The sequence below is a fragment of the Pseudomonas sp. BF-R-30 genome (assembly GCF_019956175.1).
Taxonomy (GTDB): Bacteria; Pseudomonadota; Gammaproteobacteria; order Pseudomonadales; family Pseudomonadaceae; genus Aquipseudomonas; species Aquipseudomonas jessenii.
The window spans coordinates 1-17,149 of sequence record NZ_JAHBDE010000025.1 but is presented as its reverse complement, the minus strand read 5'-3'; the positions used below and the strand labels follow the sequence as shown (position 1 = coordinate 17,149).

The 17,149-nt window shown below is 61.0% G+C and carries 15 protein-coding genes; 8 read left to right on the top strand and 7 right to left on the bottom strand.

Annotation, left to right across the window (positions count from 1 at the left end):
* Position 1: 1 nt before the first annotated feature.
* The 7 genes from KGB20_RS14945 to KGB20_RS14915 all read left to right on the top strand — a co-directional run bounded on the left by KGB20_RS14945 (position 2) and on the right by KGB20_RS14915 (position 8,184).
* A complete protein-coding gene (locus tag KGB20_RS14945; RefSeq protein ID WP_223532650.1) occupies positions 2 to 1,444 on the top strand; it encodes a mannose-1-phosphate guanylyltransferase/mannose-6-phosphate isomerase in 1,443 nt (480 codons plus the stop codon).
* Positions 1,445 to 2,242 (top strand): ABC transporter permease, encoded by a 798-nt coding sequence (locus KGB20_RS14940; protein WP_154947769.1) that lies wholly within the window; start codon positions 1,445 to 1,447, stop codon positions 2,240 to 2,242.
* Positions 2,242 to 3,501 carry an ABC transporter ATP-binding protein gene (locus KGB20_RS14935; protein ID WP_223532648.1) on the top strand — a complete coding sequence of 420 codons (1,260 nt, stop codon included), beginning with the start codon at positions 2,242 to 2,244 and terminating at the stop codon, positions 3,499 to 3,501. Before KGB20_RS14940 ends, KGB20_RS14935 begins: the two co-directional genes overlap by 1 nt.
* Positions 3,498 to 4,874, top strand: coding sequence for a glycosyltransferase family 4 protein (locus KGB20_RS14930; protein ID WP_223532646.1), 1,377 nt, complete (start codon positions 3,498 to 3,500; stop codon positions 4,872 to 4,874). The genes KGB20_RS14935 and KGB20_RS14930 overlap by 4 nt, the downstream gene beginning before the upstream one ends.
* On the top strand, positions 4,858 to 5,988 hold the full coding sequence (locus KGB20_RS14925; RefSeq protein ID WP_223532644.1) for a glycosyltransferase family 4 protein: 1,131 nt from the start codon (positions 4,858 to 4,860) through the stop codon (positions 5,986 to 5,988). The genes KGB20_RS14930 and KGB20_RS14925 overlap by 17 nt, the downstream gene beginning before the upstream one ends.
* A gap of 1 nt (position 5,989) precedes the next feature.
* Positions 5,990 to 7,120 carry a glycosyltransferase family 4 protein gene (locus tag KGB20_RS14920; RefSeq protein WP_090456972.1) on the top strand — a complete coding sequence of 377 codons (1,131 nt, stop codon included), beginning with the start codon at positions 5,990 to 5,992 and terminating at the stop codon, positions 7,118 to 7,120.
* A gap of 146 nt (positions 7,121 to 7,266) precedes the next feature.
* Positions 7,267 to 8,184: a LysR family transcriptional regulator gene (locus KGB20_RS14915; protein ID WP_154861514.1), complete on the top strand. Its 918-nt coding sequence runs from the start codon at positions 7,267 to 7,269 to the stop codon at positions 8,182 to 8,184.
* Here KGB20_RS14915 and KGB20_RS14910 read toward each other — a convergent pair.
* The 6 genes from KGB20_RS14910 to KGB20_RS14885 all read right to left on the bottom strand — a co-directional run bounded on the left by KGB20_RS14910 (position 8,181) and on the right by KGB20_RS14885 (position 13,772).
* Positions 8,181 to 8,792, bottom strand: a complete 612-nt coding sequence (locus KGB20_RS14910; protein ID WP_223532642.1) for an RraA family protein — start codon at positions 8,790 to 8,792, stop codon at positions 8,181 to 8,183. The two genes, KGB20_RS14915 and KGB20_RS14910, sit on opposite strands and share 4 nt — an antisense overlap.
* A complete protein-coding gene (locus KGB20_RS14905) occupies positions 8,785 to 9,177 on the bottom strand; it encodes a RidA family protein (RefSeq protein WP_090456976.1) in 393 nt (130 codons plus the stop codon). Before KGB20_RS14905 ends, KGB20_RS14910 begins: the two co-directional genes overlap by 8 nt.
* A gap of 18 nt (positions 9,178 to 9,195) precedes the next feature.
* Positions 9,196 to 10,575: an MFS transporter gene (locus KGB20_RS14900; protein ID WP_057713892.1), complete on the bottom strand. Its 1,380-nt coding sequence runs from the start codon at positions 10,573 to 10,575 to the stop codon at positions 9,196 to 9,198.
* Between the two features lie 205 nt (positions 10,576 to 10,780).
* A complete protein-coding gene (locus KGB20_RS14895) occupies positions 10,781 to 11,722 on the bottom strand; it encodes a 2-hydroxyacid dehydrogenase (RefSeq protein WP_223532640.1) in 942 nt (313 codons plus the stop codon).
* Positions 11,719 to 12,474 carry a class II aldolase/adducin family protein gene (locus KGB20_RS14890; RefSeq protein WP_007988289.1) on the bottom strand — a complete coding sequence of 252 codons (756 nt, stop codon included), beginning with the start codon at positions 12,472 to 12,474 and terminating at the stop codon, positions 11,719 to 11,721. Before KGB20_RS14890 ends, KGB20_RS14895 begins: the two co-directional genes overlap by 4 nt.
* Positions 12,471 to 13,772 (bottom strand): MFS transporter, encoded by a 1,302-nt coding sequence (locus KGB20_RS14885; RefSeq protein WP_057713891.1) that lies wholly within the window; start codon positions 13,770 to 13,772, stop codon positions 12,471 to 12,473. Before KGB20_RS14885 ends, KGB20_RS14890 begins: the two co-directional genes overlap by 4 nt.
* A 155-nt stretch (positions 13,773 to 13,927) precedes the next feature.
* Between KGB20_RS14885 and KGB20_RS14880 the strand changes: the two genes are divergently transcribed.
* Positions 13,928 to 14,887, top strand: coding sequence for a LysR family transcriptional regulator (locus KGB20_RS14880; RefSeq protein WP_154861517.1), 960 nt, complete (start codon positions 13,928 to 13,930; stop codon positions 14,885 to 14,887).
* 12 nt (positions 14,888 to 14,899) lie between these two features.
* Here KGB20_RS14880 and mrdA read toward each other — a convergent pair whose 3' ends face one another.
* Positions 14,900 to 16,792 carry a penicillin-binding protein 2 gene (gene mrdA, locus KGB20_RS14875; RefSeq protein WP_223532638.1) on the bottom strand — a complete coding sequence of 631 codons (1,893 nt, stop codon included), beginning with the start codon at positions 16,790 to 16,792 and terminating at the stop codon, positions 14,900 to 14,902.
* Positions 16,793 to 17,149 lie beyond the last annotated feature (357 nt).

Below are 17,149 nucleotides of genomic sequence, written 5' to 3'. Positions count from 1 at the left end.
CATGCTGATTCCCGTGATTCTCTCCGGCGGTGCCGGGACAAGGTTGTGGCCGGTGTCGCGTGAAGGCCATCCCAAACCGTTCATGGCATTGCCCGACGGCCAGTCGTTGCTGGGCAAGACCTATCGGCGTGCCGCGGACCTGCTCGACGGCTGGGGCGATATCGTCACGGTGACCAACCGCGAGTACTACTTCCAGAGCAAGGATCACTTTCGGGACGCGCACCTTGGCCGCCATCGCGGACACTTCCTGCTGGAGCCGACGGGGCGCAACACGGCGCCGGCCATTGCCGCCGCTGCCCTCTCCCTCCAGGCCCTGCATGGTGACGACGCGATCATGCTGGTCATGCCCGCCGACCACCTGATCGTCAATGTCGACGCACTGAAGGACGCGGTCGAGCATGCCGTGGCATTGGCAAGGCGCGGTCACCTGGTGACCTTCGGTGTCGTGCCGACCGCTCCGGAAACCGGGTTTGGCTACATTGAAGCCGGCACATCGCTGGACGATAAAGGTGCTGCCAGCGTGCGGCGCTTCGTCGAAAAACCCGACCTGCAAACCGCGACGCATTACGTGGAAAGCGGCAACTTCCTGTGGAACTCCGGGATGTTCTGCTTCTCGGTCGCCAGCCTGCTGGCCGAACTGCAAACCCATGCGCCGGCTTTGCTGGAGCAGACGCAAACCTGCATGGCCGCCAGCGCCGCGGTGGAAAACGCCGGGAGCGTGCAACAGGAACTGTCACCGGTCCTGTTTGGCGAAATCATGGACATTTCCATCGACTACGCATTGATGGAGCGCTCCGACAAAGTGGTCGTGGTGCCGGCCCGTTTCGACTGGAGCGACATCGGCTCCTGGGGGGCGGTGGCCGCGCTGGTTCCAGCGGATGCACAGAACAACCGCACCGTCGGCGAGTCGATTTTCATCGACAGCCACAACAATTTCGTCCAGAGCGATAACCGCCTGGTCGCGACCGTGGGTGTGGATAACCTGATCATCGTCGACACCGCCGACGCAGTGCTGGTGGCCCACGCCGACCGCGCCCAGGATGTGCGCCGGGTGGCCAGGCAACTCAAGGATAAAGAGCACGAAGCCTATCGCCTGCACCGTACGGTCAGCCGGCCATGGGGCACCTACACCGTGCTCGAGGAAGGTCCGCGCTTCAAGATCAAACGCATCGTGGTCAAGCCTGGCGCCAAGTTGTCGTTGCAGATGCACCACCATCGCAATGAACACTGGGTGGTGGTCGAAGGCATGGCCAAGGTCACCAACAATGGCACCGGCACGCACCTGGTGGCCAAGAACGAATCGACCTTCATTGCCGCCGGTCACAAGCATCGCCTGGAAAATCCCGGCGTGATCGACCTTGTGATCATCGAAGTGCAAAGCGGCGAATACCTGGGAGAGGACGACATCGTCCGCTTCGAAGATCAATACGGCAGGACGGTTTGAATGCTGCGTAATCTTTACCAATCGCTGTGGAGTTACCGGGGTTTCATCCTCGGCAGCGTCAAACGGGAGTTTCAGGCGCGTTATCGCAACTCGCTGTTCGGTGCCTTGTGGACCGTGCTCAATCCGCTGTCGATGATCCTGGTCTACACGGTGATCTTCTCCACCATCATGCGCGCCCGCTTGCCGGGCGTGGACGACGGGTTGGCCTACAGCGTCTACCTGTGCGCCGGCCTGCTGACCTGGGGCCTGTTCGCCGAGATCACGACGCGCAGCCAGAGCATGTTCCTGGAAAACGCCAACCTGCTGAAGAAAATCAGCTTCCCGCGCATCTGCCTGCCGGTCATCGTGCTGCTCAATGCCGGGATCAATTTCGCGATCATCCTGGGGTTGTTCCTCGGCTTCCTGCTGATCAGCGGACGGCTGCCCGGCATGGCGCTGCTGGCGCTGGTGCCGTTGCTGGTCCTGCAGGTGATCTTCGCTGCCGGGCTGGGAATGATTCTGGGCGTGCTCAACGTGTTCTTTCGCGACGTCGGGCAGTTTTTCGGCATCTGCCTGCAATTCTGGTTCTGGCTGACGCCAATCGTTTATCCGCTGTCGATCCTGCCGCCGGGCATCCAGCGCTTTATCGAGCTGAACCCGATGACGGCACTGATGAACAGCTACCAGAACCTGTTTCTCTACAACCAATGGCCAGACTGGAGCTCGCTGGTCCCGTTGCTGGTGATCGGCCTGTTGTTCTGTGGGATGGCGCTGCGGCTGTTCCGCCAGCGTGTCGGTGAAATGGTGGACGAGCTCTGATGGGACATATACGTGTCAGTGGCCTGGGCAAGGCCTACAAGCAGTACCCGAATCGCTGGAGCCGGCTGTTCGAATGGCTGGTGCCGTTTTCCCGCACCCGGCATCACCTGCACTGGGTCCTGCAAGGGGTCGATTTCGAGATTCAGCCGGGTGAAGCCGTGGGCATCGTCGGGGTCAACGGTGCCGGCAAAAGCACGCTGCTGAAGATGATCACCGGCACTACCCAGCCCACCTGCGGCGACATCCAGCTGCAAGGTCGCGTAGCGGCGCTGCTGGAGCTGGGCATGGGCTTTCACCCGGACTTCACCGGTCGGCAGAACACCTTCATGGCCGGCCAGTTGCTCGGCATGCAAGTCGAAGAAATCGAAGCGCTGATGCCAGAGATCGAGAGCTTCGCCGAAATCGGCGAGGCCATCGACCATCCGGTGCGCACCTATTCCAGCGGCATGCAGATGCGCCTGGCGTTCAGCGTGGCCACCGCGCGGCGGCCGGACATCCTGATCGTCGATGAAGCGCTGTCCGTGGGTGACGCCTACTTTCAGCACAAAAGCTTTGATCGCATCCGCAACTTCCGCAAGGCAGGTACCACGTTGCTGATCGTGTCCCATGACCGTTCGGCGATCCAGTCGATCTGCGACACCGCCATCCTCCTGGAGAACGGGCGCATGGCCATGCGCGGCAAGCCTGAAGAAGTGATGGACTACTACAACGCCATGCTCGCCCAGCGCGAGGGCCAGACGGTGCGTCAGGAAATGCTCGCCAACGGGCAGGTGCAAACCATATCCGGGACAGGCGAAGCGGGCATTCTCAGTGTCCGCCTGCTTGACCCCAAGGGGCGTTCGGTGGAGGTGGCTGAAGTCGGCCAGGCGATGGTCCTGGAAGTGCAGGTCGAGGTGCGCCAGGACATCGAGCGACTGATTCTCGGCTTCATGATCAAGGATCGCCTTGGCCAGCCCATGTACGGCATCAATACCCACCGGGTCGACAAAGCCCTCACCGACCTGAGTGCCGGCGAACGCGTCACCTACCGTTTTGCCTTCGACATGCGCCTGGGCAAGGGCAATTATTCGGTGGCCTTGAGCTTGTCGCGACTGGATTCGCACCTGGATCGCAATTTCGAATGGCGTGACTACGGGCTGGTCTTCCACGTGATCAACAATCGCCAGGAAGACTTCGTGGGTTGCTCCTGGCTCGAAGCGCAGACCAGCGTGACCCGTTCCAGTGAGAATCGGGTGGCATCCATTGGGGAAACACGATGACCAGACTGTTGGTGGAATGTACCTACGTCTTCGAACACCCGGATGCCAACTCGGGCATCCAGCGGGTCGTTCGCAATGTGATTCAGCAATTGCCGGCCGCGAACGCCCGGCGCGAATGCGTTCCGGTGGTGATGATCAATGGCGCGTTGTTCGAGGTGAAAAGCCTGGCGCCCTTGCCGACCGTCAAAGTGGATCTGGTGAGCCTGCGGGTGAAGCTCGAACAGTTCGCCAATCAGTTCTGGCTGCGCCACCGCGCGCTGGAACGTCGCCGTCCTTTCAGCCAATCGAAGTTCGCCCGCCGGGTGCTTTACGTCGGTTGCCGTCTGACCGCGTTCGCCTGCCTGAGCCTACCGATGCGCCTGCTCGATCGGGCACTCAAGGGCCAGAAGGTTCCCGAGCGTTGCGTGCCGTTGCAGCATCGCGCCGGCGACCAATTGGTGCTGCTGGACTCGTCTTGGCACGCCAACTTCTTCCCCCTGGCCGAACAACTCAAGCGTGACGGGGTCGGCATCGTTTCGGTGATCTACGACCTGATTCCCCTGACCCACCCGCAGTTTTGCGACGCAGGATTGGTGAAGGTCTTCAACGAATGGTTCGACTGGATCGCCCGCACCGCCGATGGCTACGTGGCGATCTCGACCACCATCCGCGACCAGGTCCGCCAGGAGATGACCCGCAGGATCGGTACCGCGCAGGTTCAGCAACGCTGGTTCGACTATTTCCACCTCGGCTCCGAACTCGACCTGACCGATGCCCGGTCTACCGTCGACCCGGGGCTGCTGCAGATGTTCAAGACGCCGGACCCTGTGTTCCTGATGGTCAGCACCATCGAGCCGCGCAAGAACCATGCGTATCTGCTGGACGCGTTCGAGCGCGCCTGGGCGGCCGGCTCCAAAGCCCGGTTATGCATCGTCGGCAAGATTGGCTGGAAATGCGAGGCGCTGATCGAGCGTATACGCCAGCATCCGCAATTGAACCTGCGTTTGTTCATGTTCAACAACCTTTCGGACAAGAGCCTGGAACACGCCTATTCCCACGCGACATCGCTGGTGTTCCCGTCCTACGTCGAAGGGTTCGGTTTGCCGCTGGTGGAAGCCATGCAGCGAGGCCTGCCGGCCATGGCCAGCGACATCCCGGTGTTCCGCGAAATCGGTGGCGAGTACATGGCGTATTTCGACCTCTCCGACCCGCAGAACCTGGCCGATCTGGTCATCGACATGGAAAGCGGCGGCGCATTTCCCGCGCCCCTCAACCTGGATAACTGGCGTTGGCTGAGCTGGCGCGAGGCGAGTGCGCAACTGGTCGAACGCATCCAGCGCAATCTGCACAGCGATGCGAAGGTGCCTGAGAGTCAGCATGCGAATTGCCCTTAACGCCCGCATACTTCAGGCCCCGCGCACGGGCATCGGCCACTACGTCGCCGAACTGGCGACGGCCCTGGCCCGCGAATCGGACGTCGAGTTGTCGTTGTTCCACGGCTGGGGCTGGAGTTCGACTCTGCCTGAGGCGGCGATGCCCGGTTACTCGCGTCTGACGCCGTTGCTGCGACAGATTCCGGGAGCCTATCAGGCGCGGCGCTGGCTGGAGCAGAAGCGTTTCGACCAGCGCCCCGCCCAGGCCATCGATCTTTATCACGAGCCAAGCCTGTGGCCGCTGTCGTTCAACGGCCCGACCATCATCACACTGCATGACCTCACGCACCTGCACTATCCCGACACCCAACCACCGGCACGCCTGCGCGAAATCGAGCGGCGACTGGCCGACGGCGTACAGCGGGCGCGACTGATTCTGACGGACTCGCAGTACATCGCCGAGCAAGCGCAGGCCTGGTTCGCACTGCCGGCCGAGCGCTTCGTGGTGGCACCGCTGGGTGTGGCCGCGCGCTTCCACCCCCGTGAACCCGAGGCCATCGATCAGGTCCTCAAGTCACACGGCGTCGAGGCGCGGGAGTATTTCCTTTGCGTCGGTACCCTGGAGCCACGCAAGAATCTGACCCTGGCCCTGCGCGCCCATGCCCGGCTGCCGGAAACCGTGCGCCAGCGTTTTCCGTTGCTGATCGCCGGCATGGCCGGCTGGCAACGTCAGCAGTTCAACGACGAATTACGTTCGGCCCTCGCGTCAGGTCATGTGTGCCTTCTGGGGTACTTGTCGGACGACGATCTGGCGCAGCTACTGGCCGGAGCCCGGGCGCTGGTCTTCCCTTCGTTGTACGAGGGGTTCGGCCTGCCGGTGCTGGAAGCCATGGCCAGTGGCACTCCGGTGATTCTGACGGGTGAGTCGGCGATGCCGGAGGTCGCTGGCGATGCCGGCAACTACATCAAGGCGCACGACCCCGACTCCTTGCGCGATGCCTTGCTGCGGTTGATCGACGACCCGGCGCATTGGCAGGTCTGTCGCGAGGCAGGCTTGCAGCGAGCGAAGCTTTTTTCCTGGGAGCGTTGCGCGACGGTGACCGCCCGCGCCTACCGCCAGGCAATGGAGAACTGATATGCGCGTTCTGCACTTTTATAAAACCTACTTGCCCGACTCCATGGGTGGCATCGAACAAGTCATTTTCCAGATGAGCGAAAGTGGCGCGCGCCATGGTGTCGACAGCACTGTGCTGACCCTGAGCAATAATCCGGCACCGGGCGTGTTGCAGATCCGCGAGCACCAGGTGCATCAGGCCAGGATGGATTTTCAACTCGCCTCCACCGGTTTTTCCTACAGCGTGTTCAAGCAGTTTCGAGAGCTCGCGGCTGAAGCCGACGTGGTCAACTATCACTTCCCCTGGCCCTTCATGGACCTGGTGCATTTTGTCAGCGACATCAAAAAGCCCAGCGTGGTGAGTTACCACTCCGACATCATTCGCCAACGCCATCTGCTCAAACTGTACCGTCCGTTGATGCGTCGGTTCCTGGACAGCGCGGATCGAATCGCCGTGGCGTCCCCCAACTACTTTCACACCAGCGACGTGCTCAAGGACTACCACGATAAGACCCGTGTCATCACCTATGGCCTGGACAAGTCGGGTTATCCGACGCAAGACGCGGCGCGGACCGAGCGCTGGCGCCAGAAGCTGGGGGACAAGTTCTTCCTGTTCGTCGGTGTGATGCGCTACTACAAGGGGCTGCACATCCTGCTTGAAGCGATGCAGGGGCTGAACTATCCCGTGGTGATCGTGGGCGCCGGCCCGCTGGAAGCGGAGCTGCATGCCCAGGCCAGGGCGCTGGGCCTGCGGAACCTGCACTTTCTCGGGTTCCTGGGCGACGAAGACAAGGTCGCCTTGCTCGAGTTGAGTTATGCGGTGGTGTTCCCGTCGCACCTGCGCTCCGAAGCCTTTGGCATTTCGCTGCTGGAAGGCGCGATGTATGGCAAACCGATGATCTCCAGTGAAATTGGCACTGGCACCAGTTACATCAACATCCATAACGAGACCGGGCTGGTGGTGCCACCGAGCAATCCATCGGCGTTTCGCGAGGCGATGCGCACGCTTTGGGAAAACCCGGTGCTGGCGGCGCAAATGGGCGAGAAGGCGCAGGCCCGTTATCAAAATCTGTTTACCGCGGACGAAATGGGTCGCAAATGGGCAGCGCTGTATGAGGAACTGCTGGAAGAAAAAGCCCTCGCCTACGCATGAGATTTTTTTGCAGATCCGAGTTGTCTCTGCTGCTGCGCTCTAACAGTGTTACGATCCCGCGACTGTAGATTTTCCATGGCTTGCGCAGGATGTGTGCAAGCCGTCGACTCTCCCTATTAGCCCCCCCGACTTTCTGCTGACCGCCTATGCAACGTCTGCTCAATGACCGCCTGGACTGGAACCTGCTGCGCACCTTTCGGGTGATTGGCCAGGAGCAGAGCATCAGCCGCGCTGCCGCCCGCCTGCACCTGACGCAACCGGCAGTGAGTCAGGCGCTCAAGCGCCTGGAGGAACAACTGGGCCGCCAATTGATTGCCCGTCGCGGGCCACGTTTTGCCCTGACTGAAGTCGGCGAGCAGATCTTCGCCCTGGCCGGAGAAATCTACGGGCAAATGTCCCAGGTCAGTAGCGTGCTGGAACAACCGGCCGACGAAGTGATCGGCAAAGTGCGGTTGCTGATCATCAGCCGGATCTTCTCCGAGCGCTTTGATGACTTTCTCGCCGACTTCCATCGCCAATACCCGCGAGTGGACCTGGAAGTCGACGTGATGCGCAGTTCCGACATCGTCAGCGCCCTCCAGGAAAAAACCGCGACCCTCGGCCTGAGCCTCAATCGGCGCCCGCAGCCACGCCTGGAGCAGCGCTTGTTCCTGCGTCAACGCTATGCTTTTTTCTGCGGCAAGCACCATGGGCTGTTCGGCCAGCAGGACGTCGCCGAAGGGGATTTGCAACGGGAGAACTTCGTCAGTTTCACCAGTGACCAGATCGGCGGCATGCTCTCGCCGCTGACGATTTTTCGCGATCAGCAGGGTTTCAGTGGTCGCATCGTCGCGTCCTCACCGAGCCTGGAAGAAGTCCGGCGACTGGTGATCGCCGGCTTCGGTATCGGCTGTCTGCCCGAACACGTGGTGGCGGCCGACGTCGACGCCGGATTGCTCTGGCGCCTGCCGCCCCACGAGGGGATTGCCGATGTGGACATTCATTTGCTGTGGAACCGCGAACAGCGCATGAGCCGTGCCGAGACGATCTTTCTCGAAAGCCTGCAACAACGGCTGACGGACTAAACGCGCAAGACTTGCGTCACCGGTTCACCGGCCTGCAAGCGTTCGAGCAAGCGCGGCTCGCTGCGATCCGAAGCCAGCGCCTGATCGATGACTGCCACCGCCGATACCGTGTCGAGAAACAACACGCCGTTGTCGTCCGCCAGCACCCAATCCCCCGGCTGCACCGTCACGCCGGCGCAGTGGATGGGCTGATTGATGGCGCTGTCGCCATGACCGTGCAGCTTGGTGGTCAACAGGCTGGTGCCTCGGGCGAACACCGGCAACCCGGCTTCACGCAGCTCCAGCAGATCGGTCACTGCGCCGTCCACCACAATACCCACAGCGCCGGCAAAGCGTGCCGCGCAACTGGTCACCGCACCGACCGGCGCATGCCGATGATCGCCACCGGTGTCGATCACCAGCACGTCGCCCGGCCTGATTTGCGCCAGGGCCCGGTTGACGGCAATGGCATCGGCGCCCACCAGTTTCAGGGTCAACGCACGGCCAACGACTTTCACATTGGGCACCATGGCCCGCAGTTGCGGATCGGCAAAACCCTCTTCGAGAAAGTGCCCGAGGGTCGGAAAGCTCACGGCCTTGAGCTGTTCGATCAGTTGCGACTCATCCATGCTGCGGCTCCCCGGCAATCAGTTCGGCAACACAGTCGATCTCCAGCGATACGCCCCACAATGCCACGCACACCGTGGTGCGCGCCGGTGGCGCATGGCCCAGGAACTCGCGGTACACGGCGTTGAACGGCTCCAGTTGCGCAGGGTCGGTCAGGTAGGCATTGACCTTGATCACATGGCTGAAACCGGAGCCCGCCTCGATCAGGATCGCTTCGAGGTTGCGCAAGGTTTGCCGTACCTGCTCGGGGAAATCAGCAGGCTGTTCGTCGAGGCTGCCGTGGGCCGGAATCTGCCCGGCGGTGAACACCAGGTGGCCGCTGACCACGGCCTGGGAGTAAGGCCCGACCGGGCCGATGTAGCCCGGGGCCGATTGAATTCTGCGCATGTTGTAGAACTCCAGATGTCAGGCCGTAGCCGATTTGAAGGGTTTACCGGGGGCCGGATCGTCTGTGGGGACGACGCTGGGGATCTCGCTGATGTCCTTCTTGAAGGTCTCGGTCAACAGCAACAGGGCCACCAGGGAAATCAATGCCGCACCGATCATGTACCAGGCCACCGACGAGCCTTTGCCCGTCGCGGCCAGCAATGCCGTGGTGACGATGGGCGTCGCCGCGCTGCCGAGCAGGCCGGATAACATGTAGCTGATGGACAAACCGGAATAACGCACCCGGGTGCCGAACAGCTCGGCGAGGAAGGTCGCGATCGGCCCGTAGTTGGCGGCGAACGCGGTCATCAACAACAGATAACCGAACACCACCATCGACAGCTCCTTGGTGTCCATCAGCCAGAACATCGGGAACGCCACCAGCGCTTCGGCGATGATGCCGCCGACAATGATCGGTTTGCGTCCGAAGCGATCCGAAAGCGCACCGAATACCGGCAACATGACAATGCACCAGGCGCAGGACAGCAGCACCACACCGAGCATCACGCTGCGGCTGAAGCCGAGGTTCTGTGTGCCATAGGTCAAGCCGAACGCCACGATAATGTTGAACGAAGCGCCCGTGGACATGGTGGCAATACCCCCCAGCAGCACTTGCTTCCAGTATTTGCGGAATACTTCCGCCAACGGCATTTTCACTTGCACTTCGGCTTCCTTGACCTTGTTGAAAGCCGGGGTTTCCGAGATGTTCAGGCGGATATACAAACCGACGGCGATCAGCAACACGCTGGCCAGGAACGGAATACGCCACCCCCAGGCCAACAGATCCTCCGGGGACAGCCACGCCGCGATCAACAGGAATGCCAGGTTGGCAATCATGGTCCCGGCCGGCACACCGATCTGCACCCAGGAGCCGTACAAGCCACGCTTGTTGGCCGGCGCATGCTCCACCGCCATCAGCACCGCCCCGCCCCATTCGCCCCCCAATGCCAGGCCTTGCACGACCCGCAGCAGCAACAACAGGATCGGCGCCCAGATACCGATGGTTGCAAAGTCAGGCAACAAGCCGATGGCGAAGGTGGCCGCGCCCATGGTCAGCAGCGAGATCAACAGCATCGACTTGCGCCCCAGGCGATCACCGAAATGCCCGAACAACGCCGCGCCGACAATCCGTGCCAGATACGCCGAAGCGAAGGTGCCGAACGCCAGCAGCGTTCCGATCAGCGGCACGAAATCCGGGAAGAACACTTTGTTGAACACCAGCGCTGAAGCCGTGGCAAACACGAACAAGTCGTACCACTCCACGGTGGTGCCGATCACACTGGCCACCGCGACTTTTTTCATGCTGATTGCAACTTCCGGTGGTGCGCCGGACTTTTCTGCGGACGAAAGATCGCTCATCACTGTCTCCAGGAATTTATTTAATTGTTTTTAACTGGCAGTAAAACGGTTGAGGCGACGGTTGTTGTTATGGCTTACGGGAAGCTGGTTCCTGTAGGAGCGAGCCTGCTCGCGATGAACTCAAGAACACCGCGTTTAACCGGCAAACACGCGAAATCGTTAACGACCATCGCGAGCGGGCTCGCTCCTACAGGGGTGTGTTAGTTCAATATCCCAATACTCGGTCGGCACAGTTGAGTAACGGCTCGCCAGCATTCAATCGACGGAAGTTCTCCGCCACTTGCTCGGCAATACAGTCATGGGAAGCCGCCGAGGCCATGTGCGGGGTGATGGTGACACCGGGCATCGTCCACAGCCGGTGATCGACCGGCAGCGGTTCCTGCTCGAACACATCCAGCAAGGCGCCGCGCAAGTGCCCGCTCGCCAAGGCCTGTTCGAGATCGTCGATATTCAAATGACCGCCCCGGCCACAGTTGATCAGTGCCGCGCCGCTGGCGAGCTGTTCGAAAGTGGCTCGTCCGAGAATCCCGCGGGTTTCGCTGGTGAGTGGCAACAGGTTGATCAGCAACTCGACGCCGTCGAGAAAAGGATGCAACGCATCACCCCCGGCGAACGTGCGCACACCGGGCAAGTCCTTGCTGCGCCGCGCCCAGCCGCGCACGTCGTAACCGGCTGCGACCAGATCCAGAGCAATCGCGCTGCCCAGCGATCCGAGCCCCATCACACCGACCTTGAACTGCCCCGCCGCCCGTTGCAGCGGCCGCTCCCAGCGTTGCTCCCGCTGGTGCGACAACACCTGATCGAAACCGCGGTGATAGTGGATCACCGCCCAGCGCACGTACTCGGTCATGCCCTGGCGATGGCCCGGGTCGACCACACGGCAAACCTGCAGATCCGGGCACGACGGATCGTGATCGAGGTGATCGATACCGGCGGCCACCGAGTGAATCACCTGCAGGTTCGGCAATGCGCCGAGACTGCCCGGCAAGGGAAACCAGCACGCCGCCATCTGTGCATTGGCGGCCCGGGAATCGTCGGCCAGCACGGCGGTGAGCTGCGGCGCACTGCGGGCAAACGCCGCCTGCAATTGCTTGAGCAGCAAGGTGTCGCGGGACAGCAGAACCACAGTGTTGATGACGGCGTTCATGACAAATATGACTCGCGCTGGGATTCGATCAACGTCAGGGCGGCCTCCCAGGCCAGGTCGATGATGTTGTCCTGCTCATCACGGTCGAACTGCTCGGCGGTGTGCGCGCAGACTTCCGGCGACGGGTAATGCAGTGCCGAACCACCAGCCAGCGCCTGCACCTGGGCCTGACAGGCCCGCTCCAGGAAGTGGATTTCCTGGAACGCCTGGGCCACGCCCGATCCACCCACCAGCAAACCGTGGTTGCGCAGGATCATCGCCCGGTGCGGACCGAGGTCGGCAATCAAGCGCTCGCGCTCATCCAGCGACAGCGCGATGCCCTCATAGGTGTGATAGGCCAGCTTGCCGTAGAACTTCAGCGCATGCTGACTGATCGGCAGTAGGCCCTGCTTCTGCGCCGCGACCGCCATGCCGGCCGCCGTGTGGGTATGGATCACACAGTTCAGGTCCGGACGCGCCATGTGGATCGCCGAGTGAATCACGAAGCCGGCAGCGTTGACCCGATGGCCCGCGTACTCCGGGTCGACCACCCGCCCTTCCTGATCGATGCGCACCAGGTCCGAGGCGCGCATGCGGTCGAAGATCACCCCGTAGCGGTTGATCAGGAAGTGATGCTCAGGCCCCGGAATCCGCAGGGTGATATGGGTGTCGATCAGGTCGGTCATGCGAAAGTGCGCGACCAGTCGATACAGCGCAGCCAGTTCGCAACGGGCTTGCCATTCAACCGGGTCGATGTGTGCAGGTTTACTCACGAATACACCTCTTTAGCAGCGTGGGTGACGACCGGGTTGGCGCGCAGGCGGGCCAGGCCGCAAACACCGATCAGGGACAGGGCCGAGAGCAAGGTGAAGAACACCGCCAGCGGCAACCATTGTCCGGAAAACTTGCTGGCCAGCAGGGTGCCGATCAGCGGCGTGGTGCCGCCGGCCACGGCGCAAGCCAATTGGTACGCGATGGAAATGCCCGAGTAGCGCAGGTGCACCGGGAAGGCCTGGGTCATGTAGCCGGCGATCACCGCGTACAGCGCCGAGAGAATCACCACTGCCAGGGCAATACCGGCAGTCATGAACACAATGTTCTGCGTGCCTACCAGCAGGAACATCGGGTATGGCGTGACCATGCAAAGCAACGCGACCCATTTGAGAAAACGACCTTCGCCGATACGTTCGGCGATCAGCGCCGAGAGCGGTTGTGAGAGCAACTGGATGACTGTCACCAGAAACAGGCAATCGAGAATCGTCGATCGGGCTATGCCCTGATATTGGGTGACATAGGTGATCATGAAGGTGTTGGTGAAGAAGAACCCGGCCGAGCCGATGGTCACGGCAGCGGCGGCGAACAGGATCTGCCGCCAGCAGGTACGGATCACGTCCATCACCGGGTATTTGGCGGTCTCGTTGTTGTCCTTGGCCTTGGCGAATTCCGGCGACTCGTGAACGCCGGAACGGATCAACAGCCCGACCATCATCAACACGCCGCTGGCGAGGAACGGCAAGCGCCAACCCCAGGCGAGGAAATCCTCTGGTTCAAGGGACGTCACCAGACGGAAAGCGATCAGTGCCAGCAACAAACCGGCGGGACTGCCGAGCTGGGCGAACGATGCGTAGAACGTCTTGCGCTTGGCCGGCGCGTGTTCGCTCGCCATCAACACCGCCCCACCCCACTCACCACCGACCGAAATGCCCTGAATGACACGCAGCACGATCAGACCAATGGGTGCCCAGATGCCGGCACTGGCGTAGCTCGGCAACAGGCCAATACCCGCCGTGGCGACGCCCATCAAGGCCATGGTCACCAACAGCATTTTCTTGCGCCCGAGACGATCGCCCAGATGACCGAACACCATCCCGGCCATGGGACGGGCAATGAAGCCGACAGCGAAACTGCCGAACGCCGCCAGGGTACTCATGACCGGGTCGCTGCTGGGGAAGAACACTTGCCCAAGGACCAGCGCCGCCGCGGTGGCGTAGATGTAAAAGTCGTAGAACTCGATGGTCGTGCCAATGAAGGCAGCGGCCGCGGCTCGGCGCGGTTGGGGAGTAGTGTGCATGCAAGGACCCTGTGTACTTATAGTTTTTGGGCAGGTGTTAAGGCTGATGACGGTTGCGCTCTGTGGCACTTGTGGGCTTTATCGCTTCCATGCCAGGATTAGTCAATTTTCAATTCCTTATCTTTACTATTAGCACTGCTACTGCATGAGGTTTTATGCCTTCCAATTCCAACCCGTGGGTCGGCCGCCGCTTTCTCAATGACCGCCTCGACTGGAACCTGCTGCGCACCTATCTGGTCATCGGCCAGGAAGGCAGCATGAGCCGTGCCGCCGCGCGACTGCACATCACCCAGTCGGCCGTCAGCCAGGCGCTGAAACGACTGGAAGAACAACTGGAATGCGTGTTGATTGCCCGCAGCGGACGACGCTTTGATCTGACGGAAACCGGGGAAGAAGTCCTGCGCATAGCGGCGGATATCTACGGAGATATTTCACGCCTGGGGACGGTGGTGGAGAGTCGCCACGACGACGTGGTGGGCAAGATCCGCATCCTCACCGTCAGCGGTGTGCAGGCTCGGCATTACGATGACTTTCTCGCTGATTTCCATGAAACCCATCCGAAAATCGAGCTGGAAGTCGAGGTGATGGGCAGCTCGAACATCATCAGTTCGCTGCTGCAAAAAACTGCGACAGTCGGCGTTGGCCTGTGCCGCTTGCCACAGCCACGACTGGAACAACGGGTACTGTTTCGCGAGACCTATGCTTACTTTTGTGGCCAACGTCACCGGCTGTTCGGGCAACAGAATCTGACCCTGGAACAACTGGCGGCGGAAAACTTCGTCAGCTTCACCAGCGATCAACTCGGCGGCAATCTTTCACCCCTGACGCTGTTCCGCGACCAGCAAGGCTTCACCGGCAAGATCGTAGCCTCCTCCACCAGTTTCGAAGAAATTTACCGCTTGATCTGCGCGGGTTACGGCATCGGCGCCTTGCCCACCCATCTGGTGCGCCGGGATGTCGAGCAAGGTCTGCTCTGGCGCTTGCCGCCGGAAGACGGGGTGGTGGATTTCGATATCCAGCTGTTGTGGAATCGCGAACAGAAGATGAGCCAGGCCGAATCGGTGTTCCTCGAGAGCTTCCAGCACATGCTCAGCATCCGTGAGCCTGTGCTGTGAAGCCATGAAGGTTCAGACGTGAGGATCGCCCGGTGCCTTTCCCGGCGCTGCGTACTGCGGCTTGAGGTGCCCGTCCTGATCAAGTAGCCAGGCGTCCATGATCTCCCGCACGACCGGCCCGGCGACGCGACCACCGGCCTCGCCGTTTTCGATCATCACCGAAATCACGATTTTCGGGTGCTCGGCCGGGGCAAAGCCGACGAACAAGGCGTTGTCGCGGTTACGCTCGCGGGTTTTCTCCCGGTTGTAACGCTCACCCTGCTTGATCGCCACCACTTGCGCGGTACCACTCTTGCCGGCGATACGGTACTGCGCGCCCGCGGCTGCGGCCCGGGCAATCCCGCGGGCATCGTGCATCACCATCTGCATGCCATGGTTGACCTGCTCCCAGTCGCGAGGATCCTTGAGCAGAATGTTCGGCATCGGATGCTCATCCACCGGCGCGACACCGTCCACGGTTTTGGCCAGGTGCGGGCGATTCCACACGCCTTTGTTGGCAATCAGCGCCGTCGCCTGGGCCAACTGCAGTGGCGTGACCTGCATGTAGCCCTGGCCGATACCGAGAATCACCGTCTCGCCCGGAAACCAGGCCTGACGACGGGTGGCGCGTTTCCAGGCCTGGGATGGCATCAGGCCGGGGGACTCTTCATTCATGTCCAGGGAGACTTTCTCGCCCAGTCCGAACATGGCCATGTAGTCGTGCAGACGATCGATACCGAGCTTGTGTGCCAGGTCATAGAAGTAGGTGTCGTTGGAACGCATGATCGCCGCATCCATGTCCACCCAGCCGTCGCCGCTGTGGTTCCAGTTGCGGTATTTGTGATCGAAATCCGGCAGCTGGTAATAACCGGGGTCGAACACACGGGTCTGTGGCGTGACGACACCGGCATCGAGGCCAGCGATTGCCATTTCCGGCTTGATGGTCGAACCCGGCGCATAGAGACCGCGCAGCACACGGTTGAACAGCGGTCGGTCGATGGAGTCCCGTAGTGTGGAGTACTCCTTGGAACTGATACCGGTGACGAACAGATTCGGATCGAAACTCGGGTTGCTGACCATGGCCAACACTTCACCGGTCGAGGGATCCAGTGCGACCACCGAGCCACGGCGATCGCCCAAGGCTTGCTCGGCGGCCTCCTGAAGCTTGACGTCGAGGCTCAGGACAATGTTTTCGCCTGGCACCGGGTCAGTGTGCTTGAGCACTCGTAGCACGCGGCCCTGGGCATTGGTTTCGACTTCCTCATAACCGACATGGCCGTGCAGTTGCTTCTCGTAGAATTTTTCAATCCCGGTCTTGCCGATGGATTGGGTGCCTCGATACTCCACGGTATCCAGAGCCTTTGACTCTTTCTCGTTGATACGTCCGACGTAGCCGACCGAATGGGCGAAGTGCTCGCCCAATGGATAATGCCGAACGAACTGCGGCTCGACATCGAGGCCCGGCAAGCGGAACTCGTTGACGGCGAGTACGGCAATTTGCTCTTCGCTCAGTTCATAGAACAACGTCACAGGTACGAAGGGGTGACGTGCCTGCTTCATCGCCTTGTCGAACTGCGAGCGGTCTTCAGCGGGCAAATGCAGGAGATTGACTACCTCGTCCAGCTCTTCGTTTACATCGGTAGCACGTTCGCGGGTGATGGTCAGGTTGTAGCTGGGACGGTTATCCGCGAGGAGTACGCCGTTGCGGTCGTAGATCAACCCGCGAGTCGGTGTAATTGGCAGGACATGTACGCGATTGTTTTCGGAGATGGTTGAGTGATAGTCGAACTCGACTACCTGCAGGACATACAGGCGCACTACCAGCGCACAGGTGACAGCGGCAACGAACAAGCCGCAGGCCATCAGCCTTTTATTGACCAGACGTGTCTCTTTCTCGTGGTCCTTGATGGGTATCGGTTCGGGCATTTCTACAGCAACTCTTTGAAAAGAATGCCGATCCGTGGGCGCAAACTCAGTCCATTAAAAATGAGCTGCACCTTAGCAAAAGCGCGGAGTCAGGTTTATGTGATTTTTTTTACAATGACCTTGTAGGAGCGAGCTCGCTCGCGATGGACGCCAACGATGACGCGGGAAATCTGGTACCCCGCTGTGCGCTCGGGTTCATCGCGAGCGGGCTCGCTCCTACAGGGGGGCCAAAAACAAAACCCCTACCTGCATACGCAGATAGGGGTTTCGGAATTTAATCTTGACGATGACCTACTCTCACATGGGGAAACCCCACACTACCATCGGCGATGCATCGTTTCACTGCTGAGTTCGGGA

What these genes read in the sequence shown, in the direction of transcription:
- KGB20_RS14945 (WP_223532650.1), top strand. Translation starts at nt 2, where the DNA reads ATGCTGATTCCCGTGATTCTCTCCGGCGGTGCCGGGACAAGGTTGTGG.
- KGB20_RS14940 (WP_154947769.1), top strand. Translation starts at nt 1,445, where the DNA reads ATGCTGCGTAATCTTTACCAATCGCTGTGGAGTTACCGGGGTTTCATC.
- KGB20_RS14935 (WP_223532648.1), top strand. Translation starts at nt 2,242, where the DNA reads ATGGGACATATACGTGTCAGTGGCCTGGGCAAGGCCTACAAGCAGTAC.
- KGB20_RS14930 (WP_223532646.1), top strand. Translation starts at nt 3,498, where the DNA reads ATGACCAGACTGTTGGTGGAATGTACCTACGTCTTCGAACACCCGGAT.
- KGB20_RS14925 (WP_223532644.1), top strand. Translation starts at nt 4,858, where the DNA reads ATGCGAATTGCCCTTAACGCCCGCATACTTCAGGCCCCGCGCACGGGC.
- KGB20_RS14920 (WP_090456972.1), top strand. Translation starts at nt 5,990, where the DNA reads ATGCGCGTTCTGCACTTTTATAAAACCTACTTGCCCGACTCCATGGGT.
- KGB20_RS14915 (WP_154861514.1), top strand. Translation starts at nt 7,267, where the DNA reads ATGCAACGTCTGCTCAATGACCGCCTGGACTGGAACCTGCTGCGCACC.
- KGB20_RS14910 (WP_223532642.1), bottom strand. Translation starts at nt 8,792, where the DNA reads ATGGATGAGTCGCAACTGATCGAACAGCTCAAGGCCGTGAGCTTTCCG.
- KGB20_RS14905 (WP_090456976.1), bottom strand. Translation starts at nt 9,177, where the DNA reads ATGCGCAGAATTCAATCGGCCCCGGGCTACATCGGCCCGGTCGGGCCT.
- KGB20_RS14900 (WP_057713892.1), bottom strand. Translation starts at nt 10,575, where the DNA reads ATGAGCGATCTTTCGTCCGCAGAAAAGTCCGGCGCACCACCGGAAGTT.
- KGB20_RS14895 (WP_223532640.1), bottom strand. Translation starts at nt 11,722, where the DNA reads ATGAACGCCGTCATCAACACTGTGGTTCTGCTGTCCCGCGACACCTTG.
- KGB20_RS14885 (WP_057713891.1), bottom strand. Translation starts at nt 13,772, where the DNA reads ATGCACACTACTCCCCAACCGCGCCGAGCCGCGGCCGCTGCCTTCATT.
- KGB20_RS14880 (WP_154861517.1), top strand. Translation starts at nt 13,928, where the DNA reads ATGCCTTCCAATTCCAACCCGTGGGTCGGCCGCCGCTTTCTCAATGAC.
- mrdA (WP_223532638.1), bottom strand. Translation starts at nt 16,792, where the DNA reads ATGCCCGAACCGATACCCATCAAGGACCACGAGAAAGAGACACGTCTG.